18 protein-coding genes, 2 tRNA genes and 1 pseudogene are annotated in these 22,766 nt (G+C 50.0%); 13 read left to right on the plus strand and 8 right to left on the minus strand.

Translation table 11 applies throughout. The annotated features are described in order from the left end of the window. Nucleotide 1: 1 nt before the first annotated feature. Together DB48_RS11395 and DB48_RS11400 are read left to right on the plus strand one after the other, a co-directional pair. Nucleotides 2-400, plus strand: coding sequence for a type IV pilin protein (locus DB48_RS11395; RefSeq protein ID WP_041510408.1), 399 nt, complete (start codon nt 2-4; stop codon nt 398-400). Continuing rightward, nucleotides 397-696 carry a TapY2 family type IVa secretion system protein gene (locus DB48_RS11400; protein ID WP_041510409.1) on the plus strand — a complete coding sequence of 100 codons (300 nt, stop codon included), beginning with the start codon at nt 397-399 and terminating at the stop codon, nt 694-696. The genes DB48_RS11395 and DB48_RS11400 overlap by 4 nt, the downstream gene beginning before the upstream one ends. A 73-nt stretch (nt 697-769) precedes the next feature. Here DB48_RS11400 and DB48_RS19915 read toward each other — a convergent pair whose 3' ends face one another. Both DB48_RS19915 and DB48_RS11405 read right to left on the minus strand, forming a co-directional pair. Further along, on the minus strand, nt 770-1,261 hold the full coding sequence (locus tag DB48_RS19915) for a GspH/FimT family pseudopilin (protein ID WP_082035630.1): 492 nt from the start codon (nt 1,259-1,261) through the stop codon (nt 770-772). A 135-nt stretch (nt 1,262-1,396) separates the two neighbouring features. Next, the gene (locus DB48_RS11405) at nt 1,397-1,909 is read right to left on the minus strand and encodes a GspH/FimT family pseudopilin (RefSeq protein ID WP_041510410.1); all 513 of its coding nucleotides are present in this window, start codon (nt 1,907-1,909) and stop codon (nt 1,397-1,399) included. Between the two features lie 250 nt (nt 1,910-2,159). Here DB48_RS11405 and DB48_RS11410 point away from each other — a divergent pair, with 250 nt between their 5' ends. Continuing rightward, the gene (locus DB48_RS11410; RefSeq protein WP_011864914.1) at nt 2,160-2,498 is read left to right on the plus strand and encodes a P-II family nitrogen regulator; all 339 of its coding nucleotides are present in this window, start codon (nt 2,160-2,162) and stop codon (nt 2,496-2,498) included. A gap of 70 nt (nt 2,499-2,568) precedes the next feature. Here DB48_RS11410 and DB48_RS11415 read toward each other — a convergent pair whose 3' ends face one another. Continuing rightward, on the minus strand, nt 2,569-3,591 hold the full coding sequence (locus DB48_RS11415) for a LacI family DNA-binding transcriptional regulator (RefSeq protein ID WP_041510411.1): 1,023 nt from the start codon (nt 3,589-3,591) through the stop codon (nt 2,569-2,571). A 412-nt stretch (nt 3,592-4,003) separates the two neighbouring features. On the opposite strand from DB48_RS11415, the gene DB48_RS11420 reads away from it, so the two are divergent. Then, a complete protein-coding gene (locus DB48_RS11420; protein WP_041510412.1) occupies nt 4,004-6,628 on the plus strand; it encodes a TonB-dependent receptor in 2,625 nt (874 codons plus the stop codon). A gap of 75 nt (nt 6,629-6,703) precedes the next feature. Then, a pseudogene (locus tag DB48_RS11425) lies at nt 6,704-8,229 on the plus strand (tryptophan halogenase family protein). Between the two features lie 106 nt (nt 8,230-8,335). Here the strand turns inward: DB48_RS11425 and DB48_RS11430 are convergent. Next, entirely contained in the window at nt 8,336-9,052 is a 717-nt protein-coding gene (locus DB48_RS11430; protein ID WP_041510413.1) for a SapC family protein, read from the minus strand. A 1,075-nt stretch (nt 9,053-10,127) separates the two neighbouring features. On the opposite strand from DB48_RS11430, the gene DB48_RS11435 reads away from it, so the two are divergent. The 5 genes from DB48_RS11435 to nagP all read left to right on the plus strand — a co-directional run bounded on the left by DB48_RS11435 (nt 10,128) and on the right by nagP (nt 18,268). Next, on the plus strand, nt 10,128-12,794 hold the full coding sequence (locus tag DB48_RS11435) for a family 20 glycosylhydrolase (RefSeq protein ID WP_041510414.1): 2,667 nt from the start codon (nt 10,128-10,130) through the stop codon (nt 12,792-12,794). 262 nt (nt 12,795-13,056) lie between these two features. Next, nucleotides 13,057-13,959, plus strand: a complete 903-nt coding sequence (nagK, locus tag DB48_RS11440) for an N-acetylglucosamine kinase (RefSeq protein ID WP_041510415.1) — start codon at nt 13,057-13,059, stop codon at nt 13,957-13,959. Between the two features lie 75 nt (nt 13,960-14,034). After that, nucleotides 14,035-15,165 (plus strand): N-acetylglucosamine-6-phosphate deacetylase, encoded by a 1,131-nt coding sequence (gene nagA, locus DB48_RS11445; RefSeq protein WP_041510416.1) that lies wholly within the window; start codon nt 14,035-14,037, stop codon nt 15,163-15,165. A 117-nt stretch (nt 15,166-15,282) separates the two neighbouring features. Next, the gene (gene nagX / locus DB48_RS11450; protein WP_041510417.1) at nt 15,283-16,470 is read left to right on the plus strand and encodes a transmembrane glucosamine N-acetyltransferase NagX; all 1,188 of its coding nucleotides are present in this window, start codon (nt 15,283-15,285) and stop codon (nt 16,468-16,470) included. 493 nt (nt 16,471-16,963) lie between these two features. Then, nucleotides 16,964-18,268, plus strand: coding sequence for an N-acetylglucosamine MFS transporter NagP (gene nagP, locus DB48_RS11455; RefSeq protein WP_443018642.1), 1,305 nt, complete (start codon nt 16,964-16,966; stop codon nt 18,266-18,268). Between the two features lie 408 nt (nt 18,269-18,676). On the opposite strand, the gene DB48_RS11460 is transcribed toward nagP, so the two are convergent. Further along, nucleotides 18,677-18,752 (minus strand) — tRNA-Thr (locus DB48_RS11460). Nucleotides 18,753-18,759: 7 nt separating this feature from the next. Beyond that, nucleotides 18,760-18,835: transfer RNA gene (locus tag DB48_RS11465), tRNA-Phe, on the minus strand. 387 nt (nt 18,836-19,222) lie between these two features. Here DB48_RS11465 and DB48_RS11470 point away from each other — a divergent pair. Next, on the plus strand, nt 19,223-19,777 hold the full coding sequence (locus tag DB48_RS11470; protein WP_041510418.1) for a cytochrome b: 555 nt from the start codon (nt 19,223-19,225) through the stop codon (nt 19,775-19,777). Further along, entirely contained in the window at nt 19,774-20,349 is a 576-nt protein-coding gene (locus DB48_RS11475) for a YceI family protein (RefSeq protein WP_041510419.1), read from the plus strand. The genes DB48_RS11470 and DB48_RS11475 overlap by 4 nt, the downstream gene beginning before the upstream one ends. A gap of 75 nt (nt 20,350-20,424) precedes the next feature. Here the strand turns inward: DB48_RS11475 and DB48_RS11480 are convergent, their stop codons facing one another. Both DB48_RS11480 and mutY read right to left on the minus strand, forming a co-directional pair. After that, the gene (locus DB48_RS11480) at nt 20,425-20,703 is read right to left on the minus strand and encodes an oxidative damage protection protein (RefSeq protein ID WP_011864926.1); all 279 of its coding nucleotides are present in this window, start codon (nt 20,701-20,703) and stop codon (nt 20,425-20,427) included. Between the two features lie 2 nt (nt 20,704-20,705). Continuing rightward, entirely contained in the window at nt 20,706-21,764 is a 1,059-nt protein-coding gene (gene mutY, locus DB48_RS11485; protein ID WP_041510553.1) for an A/G-specific adenine glycosylase, read from the minus strand. A 283-nt stretch (nt 21,765-22,047) separates the two neighbouring features. On the opposite strand from mutY, the gene trmB reads away from it, so the two are divergent. Further along, nucleotides 22,048-22,764: a tRNA (guanosine(46)-N7)-methyltransferase TrmB gene (trmB, locus tag DB48_RS11490; RefSeq protein WP_041510420.1), complete on the plus strand. Its 717-nt coding sequence runs from the start codon at nt 22,048-22,050 to the stop codon at nt 22,762-22,764. Nucleotides 22,765-22,766 lie beyond the last annotated feature (2 nt).

The raw sequence follows: 22,766 nt of genomic DNA on the forward strand, positions 1-22,766 counted from the left end.
AATGAAGAAGAGTCGTTTAGTTGGTTTTACACTGATTGAGTTGATGATTGTTGTTGCTATTATTGGTATTTTGGCCGCAATAGCTTATCCGTCATACGTAAATTACATCACCAAGAGCGCACGTTCTGAGGGCGTCGCAGCGGTGATGAGAGTAGCTAATTTACAGGAGCAGTATTATTTAGATAATCGTGCTTATGCGACGGATATGACCAAGTTAGGGCTAAGTGCAAATCCGTTTGTTACCGAGCATGGTCATTATAGCTTGGCCTCGGCAGGAACTGGTTCTTTTACTATTACCGCAACGGCGAAAGGGGCACAGGCAAGCAGGGACTCAACCTGTGGCACTATTACTATGACATCGGCAGGTGTTAAGGGGCCTTCAGCGGAGTGTTGGAAATGAATAAGTTAATTGCAACTTTATCTTGCGTTGTTGCGCTAGGTGTAACCTCTTCAGTATTTGCTGCTAAACAGGATTATAAGTGTTTCATTCAAAGCTCTAAGAAAGGTGAGCAAGTAGTTTTTTATCGATGGGATATTAAAGACGCTAAAATACGAGCTAATAGTTTGGTGGGGAAGCGGCTAAGCGATAGCAGTGGAAAGAAATATTTCATTAAGAGTGTTGAGGAATGCGTGCCATTAAATGAAGAGTTTTCGAGTGGTAAGGCCAGGAAGATTGATGGCCAAACACTAAGATAGAGTGTTAGATATTTTTATTTAGCCAAATATAAAAAGGCCCCAACGAAATGTAGGGCCTTTTTACATTCTAGTGTTAGCAGGCGTTACCATCGGTCCCATAAGAGACTATACCGCTGGTGCTTAGAGAAACGCTCTTCGAATCACTGGCTCTACCGTTTGGACAATAGATTACAGTCCCGCCGGAAGAAAGCCCATCAGCGGAAAAAGTCATTGAGATGGCCGATGCTTTAACTTTGTCTTGGCTATTGAAACTATCGATGGCTCTTAGTTCATGGTCTGTATTTGTCGCATCAGTTATGTAAACTCTGATGCCACCACTCCAGTCTGTAGTTGTTCCGCATGACGTTGCCGTAGCGAAAGAGCATACATTTACCGTTGCACCATAACTAACGGCTTGGTTGCGGGCAAAAGCGAAGAGATCGTGAATTTTTTCAACGTTATTGTTTACCCTAACTTGTTCATATACAGAGGTTAAAGAGGGAACGCCGATAGTCAAGAGTATTGCGGCAACGGCAATGGTGACCATCAATTCTACTAAGGTAAAGCCTTTATTATTGTTACACATCTAAAGTTCCTCGCTGATACTGATACAAAGTATAAGCGAGAAGTTTTAGGATTTCAGTATATATAAGCTATTCTTTTTAATGCCAATAATTTGTCGGCTTGATTAAAATTGGCGTGAAGTATTACTGTGAGCTTGTTATTGGTTGCAGCTGATATTCTTCTCCTTCGAAAATCTTACTCTACCGGCCTGATTGACGATGACGGCTTTGGAATAAGGGCTGTTTGCTGAATCTGGACAGTACCTAAGTGTGCCGTTGCTGCCCGATGCGAGCCCATCAGGTTGAAAACGAGCGGCGGCTCGGTTGTAGTAGACAATGTCACTGCTATCGAATGTAGTGGTTTGCATTAGCAACTTATCTGCGCCGTCGATTTGATTACTGGTTCCTGAGTCGGTGAAAACGCTCAGCCCTAGATGCCAGTCATTGCTGCATTGATTGTCTTTGAGCGGACATACAGTAACCCGCACACCGTAGTTGATGGCGTTATTTCTCGCAAACTGCAGTGTTTGCTGGATGATTTTTATGGCGGCATCGGCTCGATAAGCTCTATGTAAGTCCGACAAATTGGGTATGGCTATAGAAAGTAGGATGGTCGATACGGCGATAGTGACCATTAATTCAATAAGCGTAAATCCATTACGATGTTTCATGGCTATTCCTTGCTGTATTTAGTCTATGCTTCCTGCAATGACCTGAGCTCGTTTTTTGGGCGAGTTCATTGAGTATAGAAGAGTTGGTTCAGGTTTAGGCGACTGGCATATATTGTTCTGCTCTATGAATATTGAATCATTTTATCTCTCGATATAATCATCTTTGGTGGTTTGGATGGACGTGATAAGCTAGTGCCTAATAAGCTTAGGTTTTGTTGAATTTGGTCAGTAGAATTTTAGGGAGCGTTTGATGAAGAAGGTCGAGGCCATTATTAAGCCGTTTAAGTTAGATGATGTGCGTGAATCTCTGGCGGAGATCGGTATTACCGGCATGACGGTTTCTGAAGTCAAAGGTTTTGGGCGCCAGAAAGGGCATACAGAGCTCTATCGCGGTGCCGAGTACATGGTGGATTTCTTACCTAAGGTGAAAATTGAGTTGGTTATTCAGGATGAGCAACTGGACCAAGCACTTGAGGTCATCGTCGATACCGCCAGAACGGGTAAGATAGGTGACGGTAAGATATTTGTTACCGAAGTCGAACGCGTGATCCGCATTCGTACCGGTGAAGAGAACGAAGAGGCGGTTTAAATTCGCCAAAAGAAAACCGCTGATGATAAGTCAGCGGTTTTTTTATATCTGCTTCTCGAGCCCAACTATATTAGCTGGCTCTCGGCTCTGCCGAAGAGTCTCTTAGCACGGGCTCAGGGATAAAGACCTGGTGAGTCGTCTCACTTTGCTTGTTGCCTTGATTTTCGATGAGTAACTCGGTCGCCGTCTGGGCAATCAACTTATTAGGTTGATGGACTGTGGTTAACTTAGGCCAGGTTTGCCTTGAGAAGGGACTATCCTCGAAGCCGACGATAGAGAGTTCCTCGGGTATCGCGACCCCTGCTAACCTTGCCGCAAAGAGTGCTCCCGCGGCAATTTCATCGTTACAGGCCACAATGGCGGTAGGGCGATTCGACTTAGCCAGCAGTGTTTTTGCCCCTTCAACGCCCGATTCAAAAGAATACTGGCCGTTAATGATGTTTGACTCATCCAGTGTTAGGTTGTTGCTTTGCAGGGCCGCCTTAAACCCCGCCAGACGTTCCTTGGTGGATTCGTGCTGGTGGTCACCGCTCAGGAAGGCGATATTTTTATGGCCGAGATCGATAAGATGCTGAGTGATGGATACCGCGCCATGTTTGTCATTGACCAGGATTGATAAACCGTCGGTCGGGCTCACCTCTTCACCTGCAATAATGCGGACATAATTGGCGTTAATCTGATCTAGGGCCGCCAAGACTTTTGGATCTTCCGACAGCGGCGGAGTGAGAACTAAGCCCGACAGCCTGGCCTGGCGCACCATATCGACCAGCTCCTGGCAGATATTGTCGGACTTGGCATCGCAGGGGTGAATGAGTAGCTCATAGCCTCTTTGCTTACAGGAAGACAAAATACCATTTTGCATATCAATGACATAGTAGGCATTGGGGTTGTCGTAGACAAAGGCGATCACATAGGATTTTGTGCCGGCTAGATTACGGGCTGCCACATTGGGTTGATAGTTAAGTGCGGCAATGGCCTGATTGACTTTATCTATTGTCGCCTGACGAACCGAAGGTTCGTTATTCGTAACCCGTGAAACCGTTTTTATGGAGACGCCGGCATATTTTGCGACATCATTAATGGTGACTTTCATCTAGCGGATACTCTTTGTGTCTGCGCAGAGTCTAGCTGCATCAGAATTCAAATATGTCTTAAACAATGTACTGTATGGTTACACAGCAGATCTCACTTCCCCTGGCGACAATATTGCTAAGTTTTCCACTATTAAGCAATCATCAAATTGATTTCTATCCCGAATTACTTTTGTCTTATTACAGGCTTGAGTTGTTTTTTCTCTTTATTATCAACTAATTGTGTTGGAGTCTGGAGAGTGCATTTTGTTTAATAAATGTATAAATCCAAAGAAATTCCCGCTTTTGGTTATTTTGTTGTGGCGCATCTGTTAATTGTTGTGTAATCTTTGTACTCACATGACAGCGTTGTCATTCCTGCGGGAATGGTTATGAATACGAAAAAAGATAATAAAGTTATGGAAGGGAAACGAGATGCGACCATCTACTTTTAAGAAAAGTGTACTAGCTACAAACATTGCCCTGCTGATGAGCGGTGCAGTGTCTGTTTCTGCGTTTGCGGCTGAAGCCGAAGCAGAAGCGGTTAATACTGACAATATTGAAAAAATTGAAGTACGTGGTCTACGTGCTTCGATGAAGGCGTCTATTAACGCCAAACGATTTTCTGATGCCGTTGTCGATGCCGTAACGGCCGAAGACATTGGTAAGTTCCCTGATGGCGACGTTGGTGAGTCTTTAGGGCGTATTCCAGGTGTTACCGTAAACCGCCAGTTTGGCCAAGGCCAACAGGTGTCGATTCGCGGTGCCTCTGCTCAGTTAACCCGTACCCTGTTAAATGGCCACTCAGTTGCCTCAACGGGTTGGTTTGACCAACAGGCCATCGACCGTAGCTTTAACTACTCTCTACTGCCACCCGAGATGGTAAGTGGCATCGAAGTCTATAAGTCTTCTCAGGCCGACATCACAGAAGGTGGTATCGGTGGTACGGTGATCGTTAAGACTCGTAAGCCATTGGATTTAGATGCTAACACGCTATTTCTAAGTGCCAAGGGTGATTACGGTACTGTCTCTGAGGCGACAGATCCTGCCGTTTCAGGCCTGTATAGCTGGGCCAACGACGACGAGACCTTTGGTATCTTAGTCTCTGCCGCAGGCTCTCAAACCGATTATCAACGTAACGGTATCGAAACCTTGCTAGGTTGGGGTGAGATAGTACCTACAACTTTCCAGCAAGATCGCGAGCGCACTGCCTACAACATCGCAGCTCAGTATCGTCCGACCGACAACCTAGAGTTCGGCCTAACGGTGACTAGCCTAGATCTTAAGGCAAATAACGCCAACACCTCTATCTTTCTCTTCCCGACACAGCAAGGCGTTAGTACCTGTAATCAGACCAATGCCGCAGGTGTCTGTACCGATATCACCCATACCGGTGAGGGTGGATTTGCCTGGGCGCAGACTTGGGCTCGTGAAGCCGAGATGTCGTCTGATACCTATGATTTGGACTTCAAATATGAAGCAGAAAACTTCACCCTTGAAGGTCGCGTAGGTAACACCAAGGCTGATGGCGGTACCAGCCTGACCTCTAACTATGGTAACTCAATTGGTCAGCCGGGCGACTTTGCCGGTCATTATGACGCGACAGGCGAGAAGATTTTGATCGACATCGCAAATAAGTCTTTCGGTGCGGGCGACTTTAACGGTCAGCTAGAAACCGCTGGCTGGGCGCTGAAGAAGCAGCCTAACACTGACGAAGAGACCTACGCTCAGTTTGACCTGACTTTCCCGGTTGATCTTGGTGCCATCACCTCTATCAAGGCGGGTGTGCGCTATGCCGACCATGACGTGACGCAGCAGACTGATGCGGCTATCGTGGGTGACATAGTGGCTAAAGATGCCTCTGAATACTATTCAGGTACTATCTCTTCTGGCGCAGGCTTTACCCTGCCTAAGCCTAATTTTGATGCCATGATCCGTGACGCCAAGGCTTCTGTTGACGGCTTTACTCGTGACAAGTCTGGTTACGGTACCCTGAATGAGAAAAACCTGGCCGCTTATGCCATGGCTAACTTCGAAGCTGAAGGGATCCGCGGTAACTTCGGTCTACGTTTCATCTCTACCGACATCGAGTCTGACTACTATGCCCTGAGCTCAAGCGGTCAGTTTGCCGACGAGCTAAGCACAGATAAGTCTAGCTACAGCGACGTATTGCCAAGCATCAACGTGACGTTTGACTTAGCACCGGATCTCTTGTTGCGTACTACCGCGGCTCAGGTGATATCTCGTCCTAACTATGCCGAGCTGTTTGCCACATCGACGCTGCCTGGTTTGAACGATGGTACGCCGGGTAACGAAAAGTTAAACCGCGGTTCTGTAGCGCTTGATCCATTTAAGGCGACCCAAGCCGATGTCAGCTTAGAGTGGTACTTCGGTGGCGAAGGCCTCGCTTCTTTGACCTACTTCATCAAAGACGTGAGTTCGTTCATCACCACACGTCAGAAGCTTAACCAGCAGATAGGCATCGAGGATAACAACCTTAAGGAGCAAGGCGGCAGCGCTTGTGGTGTTGGCGTGTACGATTGCTGGACCGTCAGTGAGAAATACAATGCAAACGGTGGTCGTATCGAAGGGGTTGAGCTGCAGCTGCAAGACTCGTTCGAAAATGGCTTAGGCTACTCGGTTAACTATACCTTCGCCGATGCAGGTTCACCTGCAGAGAACTATCCTGATGAGGTGGGAGTATTCTCTGACTCGTCGAAGCACACGGTTAACCTAGTGGGCTACTATGAGATGGATAGCTTCTCTGCCCGTCTTGCCTACAACTGGCGTAGCGAATATATGATCCGTGAATTGCCAGGCTTCTATGGTAACCGTCAGCACCAAGACTATGGTTCGCTGGATCTGAGCATGAACTACAGCGTTACCGATTGGATGGATTTGACCTTCGAAGCCGTTAACCTCACAGAGGAAGACAGCATTCAGATAGGCGTCTCACCAGTCGACAACGAAAATGTGATTGCCGAGTTTAAAGATAACTACCCGGTATGGAGCTTCGAAGGCGAAGCAAGATACAAGGTCGGTGTCGCACTGCGTTTTTAATCGACACATGAGTGTACAAAGCCCGGCATAAGCTGGGCTTTTTATTAGCACAGAGACTTGGGTAGAGGTGGAGTCATGGACATTAAACGTATTCTTATACTGGGTGGCGGCACCGCAGGCTGGTTGGCTGCCAATCATTTGGGTAAGGCGCTTGAGCATAGGCAGGACGTTAGCGTTATGCTGGTGGAGTCACCAGATATCCCCATCATAGGTGTCGGAGAGGGGACAGTGCCTGCCATTCGTCAGAGTCTGAAACGCTTCGGCATCAGCGAGTCTGAGTTTATCCGTCAATGCGATGTCACCTTTAAGCAGTCGATCAAGTTCGTCAACTGGATGGATAAGGACAGGCATGGAGCAGAGAACTTCTATCATCACCTATTCGACATGCCGAGCCCTCTGGGTGAAGATCTTACCCAGCATTGGCTAGCGAATCGCCAACAAGCCTATGGTGACCAGGTTTCGCCCCAACACAAGGTGTGTGAAGCGGGTAGGGCGCCTAAACGTATCACCCACAGCGAATATGAAGGGGCATTGGGCTATGCCTATCACCTTAACGCTGCCAAGTTTGCCAAGCTGTTAGCGGATAATGCCATCAGGCGTTTCAATGTCGAGCATATTAAGGCCAATGTCTGTGAGGTTATGCTCAAGGATAATGGCGAGATAGCCTCCCTGGAAACCGATAACCGGGGCAGCATCAGCGCAGATTTTTACATAGACTGCAGTGGTTTTGAATCTTTGCTTATCGATAAGACACTCAAGGTGCCCTTTGTCGATAAGTCCCATCAGCTATTTGCCGACAAGGCGATTGCCGTTCAGGTGCCCATAGGTGAAGAAGAAGCGATTCCGCCTTATACCCTGGCGACGGCCCATCAGGCCGGTTGGATATGGGATATCGCCTTGACTCATAGGCGTGGTGTGGTTTTGTCTACTCCTCTAAGTATATGGATGATGCCACGGCACTTAAAAAGCTGTCACATTATCTCGGTCAGGATGTTGCTCAGTATCAATATCGGGTTTTGCCGATGAAACTTGGCTATCGCAAGGAGTTCTTGCACAAAAATTGCCTGTCTCTGGGATTAGCGCAAGGCTTTCTCGAACCCCTGGAGGCAACCTCTATCTTGCTGACCGATTTTGCTGCAGGCTACATCGCCAATCGTTTACCAAAAGATAGTGAAGCGCTGGCTTTGCTGGCTGAACAGTTTAATCGGGTGATGAACTATGCCTGGGAGCGTGTTGTCGAATTTATCAAGATGCACTATTGCCTGTCAGACAGGAGTGACTCGGCGTTCTGGGTCGATAATCGCGATCCGGCGACGATTCCGAGTGAGCTTAATAGTCGGCTAAAGCTGTGGCGAGATCACGCCCCCATAAGGCAGGACTTCTTCAGTAAGTTTGAGGTGTTTGATTTAGAAAACTACCTCTATGTACTCTATGGCATGCACTACCCAACGAACACACAGGTGGCGAGTGAGCAGCAAAGAGAAGCCTGGCAAGTACAGGGAAAACAGATAGCCAACTTGGCTGAGCATCTGGTGAATGAGCTACCAGCTCATCGAGACTTGCTCGAGAAGATTGCCAAATATGGTATGCAGAGATGTTAACTTGGGCTTGGCCTAGGTGCTAGCCAGACGAGGGGAATCAGGGCTCAAAAAAGCAGGGCCGATATTTATGTACTCTCATATTATCGGCTCTGCTACTTAAAAGTTATTACAACTTATCAAACTGATTTTGCTTGGCGATGAGGCGCGACATCTGATTGAGCGAGGCTCTGTGGGCATAAACAATCGGCAGCAAACCTTTCTTTCTTAGCTCGAGGAAATCTTCATCGCTTAGTTTGTTCAGTGCCTTGTCATCGATCAGGTAGACGCCATTGATGTTGATCTTCTGCTCAGATCTTTCCAGCTTAATGGTCAGTTGCTGTGACACCAGTAGGTTTTTGTCTGCCAGGAATTGGCAAACCGCCTGGGTCTGTTGATGCATAGCGGCGACATCCAGTAGGGCATTGGTTCTTGCCGTCAGGTACTCGCTACGCTCCCCTTCATCGGTAAACAGGCGGTTACCTTCTGCCTCAGACACCATTGGGCTCTCCTCATCGATGCAGACGATCACGTTGTCGCCTTCCTCCGAGGTTCTGGCGATCGACAGGGGCGCATTGCTAAAGCCAATTGGGCTGATAGGGGCATCCCATTGGTTGCTTTGGCAATACAGGTTGACTTCGGGTTCGATCCCCATGATAGCCACTGGGATGAACTGGCCCGTCTCACCATTCTTCACGAAGACGATAGGGAATTCGGCCGCCAGGTTGGGGATTTCTCTGGCCAATACCGGGATCAGGTGCTCTTTGCTGAAACGGCTGAAATCATTTGAATGGGTCAGCTTGATGTTGAGATGTTTTTCCGTTGAAAGGGGGACTATCTTCGCCATATTCTTACCTTAGTTAATTTTAGTTTGTGGTGTCTGTCTCAAGCGTTAATTGCCTAACCTGAGAAACGCTGGGTTAATCTTTTACCGCTAGTGGGGGCAAAAGCGCAAGTATTAATGTTTCGAGCTGGCCCTAAACAAGCCCCCAAATTGGAGCGAAAAGACGTTCAGCCTGTCTCATCTCTACCCTTTGGGGGGCTAAATACTTTTCTGTGTTAGGGAGCACCACTCTGGTTATCTCTCGCCTTGCACATCCTTGTTCTGTTCCTGTCCTATATGGACACTTAACACTCATTGTTTAGTGTTTTTTCGACTCTGAGTGCTGTTAGCCTCTCTGAATGTTATCAATAGTTGACAGCGTTGTCATATTTGTGTGGTGAAGAAGGCTTTGTTCGACCTCTATGGCTGCGTCTGTGATTGATGGTTTTCATCAGTGTGATAAAAAATTGCCTCACAATGTCAAAAAAATGTAGAAATTCTGTTCTTTCTTAGGTAGATTAATCAATGACAGCGTTGTCATTTGCTTGTGTGGCACGTTTGTTTTGTAAGGTTTGCATTGTTAGGAAGAGGTCTCCTAACGTTTGCATTGGCAGTAGCCATTAAGTTTGTCGCAATGGTTATTGTGTTTGTTTTTTCCTATAGTCTCTCCCCAGATACTAGAGATGGCTAGATGTGTTCGGGTAGTAAGGTGTGCTTTTTAGGCGCCTAGCATACCTGGCACATCTAGCACTTTTTTCTTGGGCTGGCTTAACACTTGATTCGTGGCCGTTAGGAAAAACTGATAAGTCTTACAAGTTTTGCAGAGACTTAATTTAAATAAGCAAGATTTTTTCACTGCCAGGTTTGTTGCGGGAAAGCCTTTGGTTTGAAGTGGTAGGCGTTCGACTTATAGACGGTCTGGTGGTGTTTTCGTTTTGATTTTCGCGGTGGCATCTTTTCTAGCGGCTAAGGTGTGGCGGCAAATTTAGTGGTGGCTGTCTCAGATATCGCAATAGCAGGAAGCTTATTGCCGATGCTGAAGGGGAAGGGTGGCTGCAATGAGACTTGAACGTTCAAGTTGAGAAAAGTGAGGATAACAATGAATAATAAGCTCATACCAATAACATTACTCATGAGCCTGGGTCTGATTGCCTGCAGTCAGCCAACCACTACTCAAGTTCCCAAGGATGAAGGCGCCGCGGCGCAGCAAGTTGTTGACAGCGAGCCGCAACAGGCGCTGCATCAATTTGCCACTAGCCTGGCGGTCAACTATCACACACTCACCAATTATCCTCAGCAGTGCACTTCTAGCGGCGTCGATGGTCGATGTTTTGCCGCCCAGATTGAGCTAACCCCGGGCGTCGATTTTAACCGTAAGGATTGGGCCATCTATTTCAGCCAGATGCGACCGGTGAAGCAGGTGCTAAGCGATGCCTTTGAGCTAACCCAGGTGAAAGGGGACCTGCACCGCATTACACCTACTGACAAGTTCAAGGGTTTTTACAAGGGCCAGCCGGTCGATATCGCCTTTCTTGGGGATCTATGGCAGCTGTCGGAAACCGATGCCATGCCCAACTACTATATTGTCGTTCCCGGCCTTAAACCTGAGGTTATCACCAGCACTCAGCTCACCGTGGATGCCAGCACAGGCATGGAGCAGCGACCCTATGTTGAGGCATACGTCAGTGCCGAAAGCCAATATAAGCGCAGCGATACAGACAAGTTAGCATGGGCGACCCCTAAGGTATTGTTTGACGCGAACCAAGATATCGAGAGTCGCCCCGCGCTAGCCGTCAACGCGATTATCCCAACGCCGAAGCGACAAATCATAGAGAGTCAAAGTCCGGTATTATCGCTTGCCTCTGGTTATCATCTGGATACAGGCAGTGTATCTAAAACCGCTGTCGAGGCGGCGCTGTCTCGCTTGGCGCGTCTGGGCGTGAAGCCATCGCATCAGGGAGTAGCACTTAAACTAGAGACGCTGGCCACTAGACTCCCCGAGGGGGGGTATCGACTCAATATTACTGCAGATGGGATCACCATCGCTGCGAGCGACGATGCTGGTTTTTCCTATGGTTTGGCGTCGCTGACGAGTCTCATCTCGCTCGACAACCTGTCGCTTAATGCCATGCAGATCCAAGATGAACCAAGATATGGTTTTCGCGGCATGCATGTCGACGTGGCGCGTAATTTTCACAGCAAGCAGTTTATCTTAGACCTACTTGATCAGATGGCGGCCTATAAGCTCAACAAGTTACACCTGCATATGGCCGATGATGAAGGCTGGCGCCTTGAGATAGATGGGCTGCCCGAGCTGACTCAGGTGGGCAGTCGTCGCTGCCACGATCTGCAGGAAGACACCTGTCTATTGCCTCAGCTGGGCAGCGGCCCTGATGGTGACAGCAAGGTTAACGGCTATTACTCCAAGGCTGATTATATCGAGATCCTCAAGTATGCAGCCGCCCGCCAAATTCAGGTGATTCCCTCTATGGACATGCCGGGGCATTCCCGCGCCGCCATCAAGTCGATGGAGGCCAGGTATCGTCGCCTGAAGGCCGAAGGTAATGAGGCCGGAGCCAACGAGTACCGGCTTATCGACCCGCTCGATAAGACGCAGTATGCCTCGATTCAGTATTATGATGACAACACGATCAACGTCTGTATGGAGTCCAGCTATCACTTCGTCGACAAGGTGGTGAGCGAAATTGCCAAGTTGCATCAGGCTGCAGGCCAACGCCTGGATCTTTACCATATCGGCGCCGATGAAACCGCCGGTGCCTGGGTGGAGTCGCCTGTCTGTCAGGCACTGCTAGCAGACAAAGACAGCGGCCTTGAGAGCGAAGCACATTTTGGTGCTTATTTCATCGAGCGGCTGGCGAATATGTTGGCTGACAAAGGGATTAAAACTGCGGGTTGGAGTGATGGCATGAGCCATACCCGTTCCGATAGTATGCCGGCAAAGAATCAGTCCAACATCTGGGACGTCGTTGCTCATGGCGGTCATAAACGTGCCCACGCACAGGCTAACCTGGGCTGGGATACAGTGCTGAGTAACCCTGAAGTTCTCTATTTCGATTTCCCCTATGAGGCCGATCCGAAAGAGCATGGCTACTATTGGGCGAGTCGCAGCACTAACGAGCGCAAGCTGTTTAGCTTTATGCCTGACAACCTGCCAGCCAACGCCGAGCAGTGGACAGATATCGAAGGCAAGTCATTTGAGGCCGACGATACCCTTAAGCTCGATGACGCGGGCAAGCGAATCAGCGGCCCACTTAATCAAGGTGTCCGCTTCAAAGGGATCCAGGGGCAGCTGTGGAGCGAGACGATTCGCTCAGACCAAGTGGTTGAATATATGGTGTTTCCACGCCTGTTAGTCCTGGCGGAAAGGGCCTGGCATAAGGCCGACTGGGAAGTGCCTTATCAGTATCAGGGGGCTAAATACAACGCCGAGACCAACTACTTCACCCCCGAGATGCGTGAGAAGCAGAGAATTCAATGGCAGACCTTTGCCAACACCTTAGGTTACAAGGAGCTGGCCAAATTGGATAAGGCGGGGATCGCCTATCGTGTGCCAACAGTAGGGGCCAAGATTAAGGATGGCTACCTGCAGGCAAATAGCATCTACCCTGGGCTCGGCATCGAGTATCGCATCGATGGCGGCCAGTGGCGGCAATATACCGAGGCGGCTAAAGTCTCGGGCAGAGTCGAGGTGAGGGGCGTCGCCGCCGACGGTATGCGCAAGGGACGCATACTCAGGGTCAATTAGCATTTCACAAATAAAACGCTTAAATCAGGGCGGTTATCTATGAGTCGATAACCGCTTTTCTTCATGTCGCCTAGCTAAAGCAAACAGAGGGCCTAACAGGCGTTAAGCGGACAGCTATATCGAGGATTAGCTGTCATAAATTTAGCTGAAATTTTAAATGACAACGTTGTCATTTTTGTTGTAACATGACATTAACTTAGTCAGTGGGCAGGGCGGGCGAAGCAAGATGCCCTGGATAATAAAACTGTGAATGAGGTTGGTAATGGGATTTAACCAGACAGAGGAACAGGCCCTCGTCATAGGCATAGATGGTGGCGGTAGCAAGTGCCGTGCGACTATCTATGCCGGAGATGACAGTGTGATAGGCACTGGTGTTGCCGGGCGTGCAAATCCGCTTTACGGCCTGACACATACCTTCGATTCTATTTCGCGTGCAACCGAACTGGCCTTGCTAGACGCGGGACTACAAGTTGCCGATAGTAAGCGCCTGGTGGCCGGGGTGGGCCTGGCCGGGGTCAATGTTGAGCACCTCTATCAGGCGATCAAAGAATGGCAGCATCCCTTCGCACAGATGTATGTCACCACAGATCTACACACAGCCTGTATCGGCGCCCATAAAGGGGGCGATGGGGCTGTGATTATTACAGGCACTGGCTCCTGCGGTTATGCCCACGTGGGCGAGCAGTCCCTGAGCCTGGGGGGGCACGGATTTGCCCTGGGTGATAAAGGTAGTGGCGCCTGGTTAGGCCTGCAGGCCGCCCAGCAGGTGCTGTTAGATCTCGATGGCTTTGGCCCGGCGACTCTGCTCACCGAGCATTTATTGGATCACTTTAAGGTCAGCGATGCCATGGGCATAGTCGAGCATCTGGCGGGGAAATCATCCGGTTGTTATGCCACCATGGCGCGCACGGTGTTATCTTGTGCGCAGGCACAGGATGAAGTGGCCAAGGCGATAGTGGTCGAAGGCGCAGAGTATATCAGCGCCCTGGCTCACAAGTTGTTTGAGATCCAGCCGCCGCGTTTTTCCATGATAGGTGGTCTCGCCGAACCTTTAGCGCCTTGGCTGGATAAGCGAGTGGTGGACAAGATCTCGCCAATACTTGCCCCGCCAGAGTTAGGCGCCGCCTATTATGCGCGTCAGCAGTTAGGCTTGAGCCAGGCATAGCCTGTGTCACATAGCCAGTCGCACATAGCTAGTCGCAAATAGCGAGTCGCAGATGATGTTTTGCCAGGAGAATAAATGAAACAGACACTCATTGCCGAGCGGGTATTCGACGGTGAACACTTCCACCACAACCAGGCCATCACCATAGAGGATGGGCGTATCGTCTCCTTTGACAAGGCGAGTGACGTCGAGCCCACTGTGCTTGCCGGCACCCTGGTACCCGGCTTTATCGATGTACAGGTCAATGGCGGCGGCGGCGCCCTGTTCAACGACGCGCCCAGTATAGAGAAGATAGAGACCATAGGCCTGGCTCACGCCAAGTTTGGTACAACGGGCTTCTTGCCGACCCTGATCACAGATGATATTCAGGTGATGCATGACGCCGCCGATGCGGTGGCTGAGGCGATCGCCCTGAAAACGCCGGGCGTGCTGGGGATCCATTTCGAGGGGCCGCATCTTAGTGTGCCTAAGAAGGGAGTGCATCCGGCCGATTTCATTCGTCGTATCTCAGATGAAGAACTCGCGATATTTGCCCGTAATGATCTCGGCACAAAGGTGGTGACACTGGCGCCGGAGAATGTGGCACCTGAGGTGATCCGTGCCTTAGTCGAGTGTGGCGTCAGAGTCTGTCTCGGTCACTCTAATGCCGATTACGACACTGCAGTTAAGGCGCTCAATGCCGGCGCAACAGGTTTTACCCATCTGTTTAATGCCATGTCGCCCATGGATTCGAGGGCGCCGGGCATGGTGGGCGCCGCGCTTGAGAGCCAAGCTGCCTGGTGCGGCCTGATTGTCGATGGCCACCATGTTCACCCGGCGTCGGCCAAGGTGGCCATAGCGGCTAAGCCTAGAGGCAAGGTGATGCTGGTGACGGACGCCATGCCGCCGGTCGGCATGGATGATGATGCCAGCTTCGAGCTATTTGGCACGCAAGTTGTGCGTCAGGGTGACAGGCTGAACGCCGTGACGGGTGAGCTTGCCGGTTGTGTGCTGGACATGAATGGTGCGGTCAATAATAGTGTTGATATGCTTGGTGTGGCTCGTGAAGAGGCACTGCGCATGGCATCGAAATATCCCGCCGAGTTTATCGGTCAGCGTCAGCGTGGCATATTCACCATAGGCGCCAAGGCGGATATGGTGCTGCTGGATCAAGACAACCGCGTTGCACGAACCTATATTGATGGCCAGCTGATTTATCAGGCCTAGCGAGTCTTCTGTGTGCATGGCCGTTTGTGTTCTGTGCTTAAAATTCTATTGCTATTAGCCCCTTAGGTTATACCTTAGGGCCTTAATTATAATAATAACCATAAGAGAGACGCCCCGATGGAGCCGAAGTTAGATAGCCATCTTAAGCCAGTAACTAAGCCAGCCACTAAGCCTGCCTCTAAGCCCAGGCTGAAGTCACTCGATGCCCTAAGGGGCTTCGACATGTTTTGGATCTTAGGTGGCGAGGCCTTGTTTGCGGCGCTGCTTGTATGGACCGGCTGGCAGGGATGGCGTATCGCCGATGCTCAGATGCATCACAGCCAGTGGCATGGGTTTACCTTCTATGATCTTATTTTTCCCCTATTCATCTTTCTCTCAGGCGTTGCCTTAGGCCTGTCACCAAAGCGCTTAGATTCACTGCCATGGCCCGAGCGCCTGCCGCTTTATCGTCATGCGATAAAGCGTCTGTTCTTGTTGCTTCTGTTTGGTGTGCTCTATAACCACGGCTGGGGCACGGGCATGCCCATGGCGGCGGATGAGATAAGGTATGCCAGTGTGCTTGGGCGTATCGCCTTTGCCTGGTTTTTTGCCGCCTTATTGGTTTGGCATACCGACCTGAAGACGCAGGTCATCATCGCAATCGGGATATTGATTGGATATGCCGCTATGCAGCTCTGGCTGCCGGTTCCCGGTGGCGTAGCGGGGGAGTTCTCCATCTCGGGTTCCATCAACGCCTATGTGGATAGCCTGTTTCTGCCTGGGATCACCTATCAGGGCAGGGCGACTGACCCCGAGGGGATCCTCTCGACCATGCCAGCCATAGTCAATGCCTTGGCCGGCGTCTTTACCGGTCGCTTCATCGTTAAGTCTCATCCCAAGTGGGCAGGGGCAAAGGGCGAGTGGGCTAAGGTCGGCATCTTGTTAATTGCCGGCTTAGTGAGTCTGGGACTTGGCTGGCTGATGAACCCTTATATTCCGGTAAACAAAGATCTCTGGACCAGCAGCTTCGTTATGGTCACCCTGGGCTGGAGCCTTATCTTGTTAGCCATCTTCTATGCGCTGGTGGATGTCATCAAGCTGCACCGATTGGCCTTCGGGTTTGTGGTCATCGGCTGCAATGCCATCATCATCTATCTGGCGTCGAGCCTGGTCAAATGGGAGTATCTCGCCACTAGCCTCTTCGGCGGTGTGATGCGGGCACTTCCCACTGACATGCAGCCGCTGGCATCTGCCTGCGCCTTGCTGCTGGTGCAGTGGTTACTCCTCTACTGGATGTATAAGCGCGGTATCTTCATCAAGGTTTAAGCCTTCTAGGGCCTGTTGACCTTTTGAGAACAATTTTTGTTCTAATTGAGCACGTTCAAATCGCGGCATGAGGCTTGAGGTATAGTTATTCTATATAAAAGCCGAGTAACAAAGCGTTGAACGTGCTCAAGACGAACCCTGCGGGCAGCGTCTGTATCATTTTTCTACTGCGTTATCGCTCATTGATGTAGCACACCACATTACAATCGCTCTGCCTTGTATAAAAGCGATACAGAATGCTGCAAAAATGAACGCGAAAGATAAACAGGCCCTAGATAATTTAACAAGGAAAACGCCGAGTTAGGCTATAAAGGCTAAAAAGCCAAAATGACAGCGTTGTCTTTTTTTGTTTTATGATTTAACATCGGTGAAACAAGGGAGCAACCTGGCGCCTTATTCGCCATGGCTTTACTTGTCGCCGAAGCTGTAAATGTACCAAGCCGATATCACAATGCTGATATCCAAAGATTAATTACTATAAGAAAACAGGCTTATGGAAATGACATTAAATAGTGAAAGTAAGCGCAGCAGCGTGATCCCCATGGCGATCGTTGCCGGGCTCTTCTTTATTCTGGGTTTTGCGACCTGGCTAAATGGGTCTTTGATGCCCTACCTCAAGCAGATCCTGCAACTTACCCCACTTCAAGCCTCCCTCATTCTCTTCTCCTTCTATATCGCCGTGACCTTTACCGCATTACCCTCGGCCTGGGTGATCCGTAAGGTGGGCTATAAAACAGGGATGGCGATGGGCATGGGGATCATGATGATTGCCGGTCTGCTATTTATTCCTGCGGCCAAGACACAGATATTTGCGCTGTTTCTATTTGCCCAGCTGGTGATGGGCACGGGGCAGACCCTGCTGCAGACGGCGGTGAATCCCTATGTAGTCAGAATCGGTCCTGAGGAGTCGGCGGCGGCTCGTGTGAGTGTCATGGGGATCCTGAACAAGGGCGCGGGCGTTATCGCACCTTTGGTGTTTACCGCCCTTATTTTGGATAGCTTTAAGGACAGAGTCGGCATGGAGCTGACTCAGGCGCAGATCGATGAGATGGCTAACGGTCTGGTATTCCCTTATCTTGGCATGGCAGTCTTTATCGGCGTGCTGGCCTTGCTGGTGAAGAAGTCGCCATTGCCCGAGCTTGAAACTGAAGACGATCAGGCAGAAGGCTCTAAGGGGCATACCAGAGAGGCACTGTCTCATCCCAATCTGGCATTGGGCGTGGTAGCACTGTTTTTCTATGTGGCGGTGGAAGTGATTGCCGGCGATACCATAGGTACCTTCGCCCTCTCTCTTGGGGTCGAGAACTATGGTGTGATGACCTCATATACCATGATCTGTATGGTTATCGGCTACTCGCTAGGTATCCTGGCCATTCCACGTTTCATCTCTCAGCCCAAGGCCTTGATGATCTCGGCGATATTGGGCTTGTTACTGACGCTTGGGATCTTGTTTGGTGACAACGAGTCCTATGCGATTGCCAATGCCTTACTGGTTCCATTCGGTGGTGCCATGCTGCCGGACACTCTGTTGATGATCGCCTTCTTAGGCTTGGCCAACGCCATCGTTTGGCCCGCGGTATGGCCGCTGGCGCTATCGGGTATGGGCAAACTGACCAGCACAGGTTCGGCGCTCTTGGTGATGGGCATAGCAGGCGGGGCCTTCGGACCGCTGTTTTGGGGGCTAACCAGCTCTGCTACCTCGCTCGGTCAGCAGGGGGGCTATATGGTGATGTTGCCTTGCTACCTGTTTATCCTCTTCTACGCGGTAAAAGGTTATAAGATGCGTAGCTGGAAGTAGCCTTATACCAATCACAATAAGTATGTGATCAGAAATAGCGCAGGAAAAACGCTTGAGAACAAAGCAGGATTTTTAGATAAGTAGTTATTCTACAATTAAAAATACTAATACAGTTATCGAGCGTTTTAACAAGCTAGAATGATCAATTATTTATTACGATTGGTATTAGTTATTTCATCAAATCAAAAAGGAGCCTAGTGCTCCTTTTTTACTTTCTAGCACAGTTCGCTTTCCAGCTTATGCCATGAAGGCGTTAACAGCATAGGTGTTAACAGGGGGAGCTGGATAATCGTTGCTATAGGAGGGCGGCTAAATGCAAGAGGAGAGAGCTGAATATAAAGAATTGAAGCAAAGAGTTGAAATAATACAGATATAAAAAAGCCCCGACATTGTCGAGGCTGTTTTATATGGTGCCGGCACCAAGAGTCGAACTCGGGACCTACTGATTACAAGTCAGTTGCTCTACCAACTGAGCTATGCCGGCTAAATTGTGGTGCCCGAACCCGGAATCGAACCAGGGACACGAGGATTTTCAATCCTCTGCTCTACCGACTGAGCTATTCGGGCAACTAAACTAAGTGTCTAGTTAACTACTACAAACCAGGTCTCTGTGACCCTTGCCGTTTGGAGTGCGCGTATAATATAGCGCTGATATTTATCCTGCAAGCGCTTTTTTGGAGAAATTTAACTGCATGGCTAGTTAATGTGCAAAGTGCTGGCTTTTTGGCATTTATGCCGATTTTTAGGTCGATGTTCACCACTAAAACCTGGGTTTTGGCTATTGGTTTGTCGTTCAGGCGGCATTTTACCGCCTCAGATTTCCTTGATACCCGCTCAACTTGCTTGTCTTTCTATATCCTTTCTAAAATTTAGATGTTTTTTGGCGAAATTACGCGATATTCACGGAACTAAATCGAAACTAATATGGCACCAAGTCATAAATGAGGATTAATCGTGTTTAAAAATACCCAGAGCCGCTACGGCGTGGTGAGCATAGGCCTGCACTGGCTATCGGCGTTAGCCGTATTAGGGCTTTTCGCCTTAGGTGTGTGGATGGTCGAGCTGACCTATTACAGCCCCTGGTATAAGCGAGCGCCGGATATCCATAAGAGTATAGGCGTCTTGCTCATGGTGGTGACCCTGTGCCGTCTGCTGTGGCGCTGGTTAAATCCTTCCCCCAAGGCTCTGCCAGAGCATAAAAGGTGGGAGAAGTTGGCCGCCGGCCTGATGCACCGCCTGCTTTATCTGATGTTGCTCGGCATGTTGGTCTCGGGCTACCTGATCTCCACAGCCGACGGCAGACCCATAGTCGTCTTTTCTCTTATCGAGCTGCCGAGTCTAGGGCTGCTGTTTGAGGATCAGGCCGACATCGCCGGCTGGATACACAAGTATTTGGCCTATGGATTTATCGCCTTGGTGGTCCTGCACGCCTTAGGCGCCATTAAACACCACCTTCTAGACAGAGATGCCACATTAAAACGAATGTTAAACATTAAGGAGATACAATGAAAAAGACGTTAGCCACAGCCTTGATATCGGCTTCCCTCATGCTGCCTATGGGGGCAAATGCCGCCGATTATGTGATAGATACCCAGGGCGCCCATGCGTCAATACAGTTTAAGGTTAGCCACTTAGGTTACAGCTTCGTGGTGGGGCGCTTTAATGAGTTCGCCGGAGACTTTAGCTTCGACAGCAAGCATATTAATGATGCTAAGGTGAATGTAACGATAAATACCGCGAGCCTGGATTCTAACCACGCAGAGCGTGATAAGCACTTGAGAAGCGCGGATTTCCTGAATGTCGCTAAGCATCCAGAGGCAAGCTTTACATCGACCTCGGTCAAAGAACTGGGTAACGGCAAGTTTGTACTCGAGGGCAACTTGACACTCAACGGCGTGACTAAGCCTGTGGCAATCGATGCTAAATTTATCGGTGAGGGGCAAGACCCTTGGGGTGGCTATCGCGCTGGTTTCGTGGGGCAAACCGAGTTTGCGCTGAAAGACTATGATATCAAGATGGATCTCGGCCCGGCTTCGAGCCATGTGACCCTAGATCTTGTGGTCGAAGGTATTCGTCAGTAGGCCAGCTTTTTATATTCGCCCCTTACACAAAAAGCGCCCTCGGGCGCTTTTTATTTTTTAAGAACAACTCAAAAACTATTCGTCGTCTTTTTGCGGCACATAGCCTTCGATCTCGACCTCTTTGCCCTCAAACAGGAAGTTTACCATCTGCTCTTCGAGGAACTTGCGATCGTCAACATTCATCATGTTGAGTTTCTTCTCATTGATCAGCATGGTCTGCTTGGCCTGCCAGAGCGACCAGGCTTCCTGGCTGATGTTGTCAAAAATTCGCTTACCGAGTTCACCCGGGTAGAGCTGGAAGGCTAGGCCGTCTGCCTCTTTCTTCAGATACTGGCAGTTCACTGTACGCGCCATGATTACTCCTTATTTGATACTGAACCTAAGCTGGAGAGGATCCGCTCGGTGGCGGCGGCAAGTCCAACCTTGGGTGGCTTGGCTATGTTATACCAGAGAGAGCCGCTCTCTTCCATGATCTCATGTGCGCTTGTGGCCTTGCGGGCGACAAATGCGCTGATATCCAGATGGAAATGGCTGAAGGTATGACGAAAGCTATCAATTGGCTCCTTGCTGGCCAGTGTCAGGCCTTTATCTTCGGCAAAGGTCTCGAGTGCTTGCTGGCTGTCAAACTGAGGGAAGCACCAGAGCCCGCCCCAGATCCCAGCCGGTGGGCGTTTGCTCATCAGCACGCGATCTTCCTCTCTAATCACCAGCATAAATGCAAGCTTTTCGGGGATCTTTTTCTTGGGCTTCTTGCCGGGAAACTCTGTCTGACGCCCCATCAGCTGCGCCTTGCAGTCGATGGCGACGGGGCAGAGTTCACACTTAGGCTTAGAGCGGGTACAGATGCTGGCACCGATGTCCATCATCGCCTGGTTATATTGGGTGATGCCCGCTTTTGGGGTCAGGGTTTGAGTGAGTTGCCACAGCTGCTCCTCCACCTCCCGCTTACCCGGCCAGCCGGCGATGGCGCCATGTCTGGCGAGCACCCGCTTGACGTTACCATCTAAGATAGGGTGATGCTGCCCAAGTGACAGTGAGAGTACAGCCCCCGCGGTCGAGCGGCCTATGCCGGGCAGGGCGAGTACCTGCTCGAACTCTGTGGGGAAGGCTCCATCATATTCGCTGGCAATTATCTGCGCGCATTTATGTAGGTTACGCGCCCGGGCGTAATAGCCTAGACCCGTCCAGTGGTGCAGCACCTCATCCTGATCGGCGTTTGCCAGATCTAATATAGTGGGGAAACGTGCCATAAAGGCTTCGAAGTAGGGGATAACGGTCGCCACCTGCGTCTGCTGCAGCATGATCTCGGACACCCAAACCTTATAGGGGGTCTTATCTTGTTGCCAGGGGAGATGCTTGCGTCCGTGTTTATCGTACCAGGAGACTATGCGCTGGTGAAATTGCTCTGTTTTCATGGCGCTCAGTCTATAGAGGGGCAAGGTTTTTCTCAAGGCAAATGGCATTGCTAAGCCGGCATGACTCGCGCGCCATGGGATAATTGGTATACTTTGGCAACATAGGGCTTGCCTTAGCGCAGTAACTTTGGATAATGCCCTTCTTTTTATAATTTTCCAATCATATAAGTGTCAGGATCCCATGGGATCATATGAGTTGGTCAGTCGAGCCTTGAGCCGCTTGACGCTGACTTTTTCTCGGCGCTATATGGCCAACCACAGGCAGATCTGAGGCTGAAAGATAATGAGCGAAGTGACCACCGCAGAGTTTAACGAAGAGGGTAAATACCTTCGCAAAGTGAGAAGCTTTGTTTTACGTGAAGGACGTTTGACCAAGGGCCAGGCACAGGCCATGGAGCAACAATGGCCTATCATGGGGCTGGACTATTCGCCCGAGCCACTGGATCTGGTCAAGGTGTTTGGCCGCGAGGCCGATACCGTATTGGAAATTGGTTTTGGTATGGGCGCTTCACTCGTCGAGATGGCCAAGGCCGCGCCGGAGCTTAACTTCATTGGTATCGAAGTGCACAAGCCAGGTGTCGGTGCCTGCCTGGCGGATGCGGCAGAGGCCGGTGTCACTAACCTGCGCGTATTTCACCATGACGCCATCGAGGTATTGGAAAACAGCATTCAAAGCGGCAGCCTAGCCAGAGTACAGCTATTCTTTCCTGATCCTTGGCATAAGAAGCGTCATCATAAGCGCCGTATCGTGCAGCCCGAGTTTGCCCAGCTTATCCGTCGTTGCCTGAAGGTTGGTGGTGTATTCCATCTGGCGACAGATTGGGAAAACTATAGCGAGCATATGTTAGAGGTGATGAGCGCCGCGCCCGGTTATAAGAACCAGGCACAAGAGGGGGATTTTGTGCCCCGTCCGGATCATCGCCCACTGACCAAGTTTGAGGCCAGGGGTCATCGTCTGGGACATGGCGTCTGGGATCTGATGTTCGAGCGTACCGAGTAAGC

Origin of the sequence: Shewanella sp. cp20 (assembly GCF_000832025.1) — a bacterium.
In the GTDB taxonomy this organism is placed as follows: Bacteria; Pseudomonadota; Gammaproteobacteria; order Enterobacterales; family Shewanellaceae; genus Shewanella.

What these genes read in the sequence shown, in the direction of transcription:
- DB48_RS11420 (WP_041510412.1), top strand. Translation starts at nt 4,004, where the DNA reads ATGCGACCATCTACTTTTAAGAAAAGTGTACTAGCTACAAACATTGCC.
- DB48_RS11475 (WP_041510419.1), top strand. Translation starts at nt 19,774, where the DNA reads ATGAAAAAGACGTTAGCCACAGCCTTGATATCGGCTTCCCTCATGCTG.
- DB48_RS11435 (WP_041510414.1), top strand. Translation starts at nt 10,128, where the DNA reads ATGAATAATAAGCTCATACCAATAACATTACTCATGAGCCTGGGTCTG.
- nagX (WP_041510417.1), top strand. Translation starts at nt 15,283, where the DNA reads ATGGAGCCGAAGTTAGATAGCCATCTTAAGCCAGTAACTAAGCCAGCC.
- DB48_RS11400 (WP_041510409.1), top strand. Translation starts at nt 397, where the DNA reads ATGAATAAGTTAATTGCAACTTTATCTTGCGTTGTTGCGCTAGGTGTA.
- DB48_RS11395 (WP_041510408.1), top strand. Translation starts at nt 2, where the DNA reads ATGAAGAAGAGTCGTTTAGTTGGTTTTACACTGATTGAGTTGATGATT.
- DB48_RS11430 (WP_041510413.1), bottom strand. Translation starts at nt 9,052, where the DNA reads ATGGCGAAGATAGTCCCCCTTTCAACGGAAAAACATCTCAACATCAAG.
- nagK (WP_041510415.1), top strand. Translation starts at nt 13,057, where the DNA reads ATGGGATTTAACCAGACAGAGGAACAGGCCCTCGTCATAGGCATAGAT.
- mutY (WP_041510553.1), bottom strand. Translation starts at nt 21,764, where the DNA reads ATGAAAACAGAGCAATTTCACCAGCGCATAGTCTCCTGGTACGATAAA.
- DB48_RS11405 (WP_041510410.1), bottom strand. Translation starts at nt 1,909, where the DNA reads ATGAAACATCGTAATGGATTTACGCTTATTGAATTAATGGTCACTATC.
- DB48_RS11410 (WP_011864914.1), top strand. Translation starts at nt 2,160, where the DNA reads ATGAAGAAGGTCGAGGCCATTATTAAGCCGTTTAAGTTAGATGATGTG.
- trmB (WP_041510420.1), top strand. Translation starts at nt 22,048, where the DNA reads ATGAGCGAAGTGACCACCGCAGAGTTTAACGAAGAGGGTAAATACCTT.
- DB48_RS19915 (WP_082035630.1), bottom strand. Translation starts at nt 1,261, where the DNA reads ATGTGTAACAATAATAAAGGCTTTACCTTAGTAGAATTGATGGTCACC.
- DB48_RS11480 (WP_011864926.1), bottom strand. Translation starts at nt 20,703, where the DNA reads ATGGCGCGTACAGTGAACTGCCAGTATCTGAAGAAAGAGGCAGACGGC.
- nagA (WP_041510416.1), top strand. Translation starts at nt 14,035, where the DNA reads ATGAAACAGACACTCATTGCCGAGCGGGTATTCGACGGTGAACACTTC.
- nagP (WP_443018642.1), top strand. Translation starts at nt 16,964, where the DNA reads ATGGAAATGACATTAAATAGTGAAAGTAAGCGCAGCAGCGTGATCCCC.
- DB48_RS11415 (WP_041510411.1), bottom strand. Translation starts at nt 3,591, where the DNA reads ATGAAAGTCACCATTAATGATGTCGCAAAATATGCCGGCGTCTCCATA.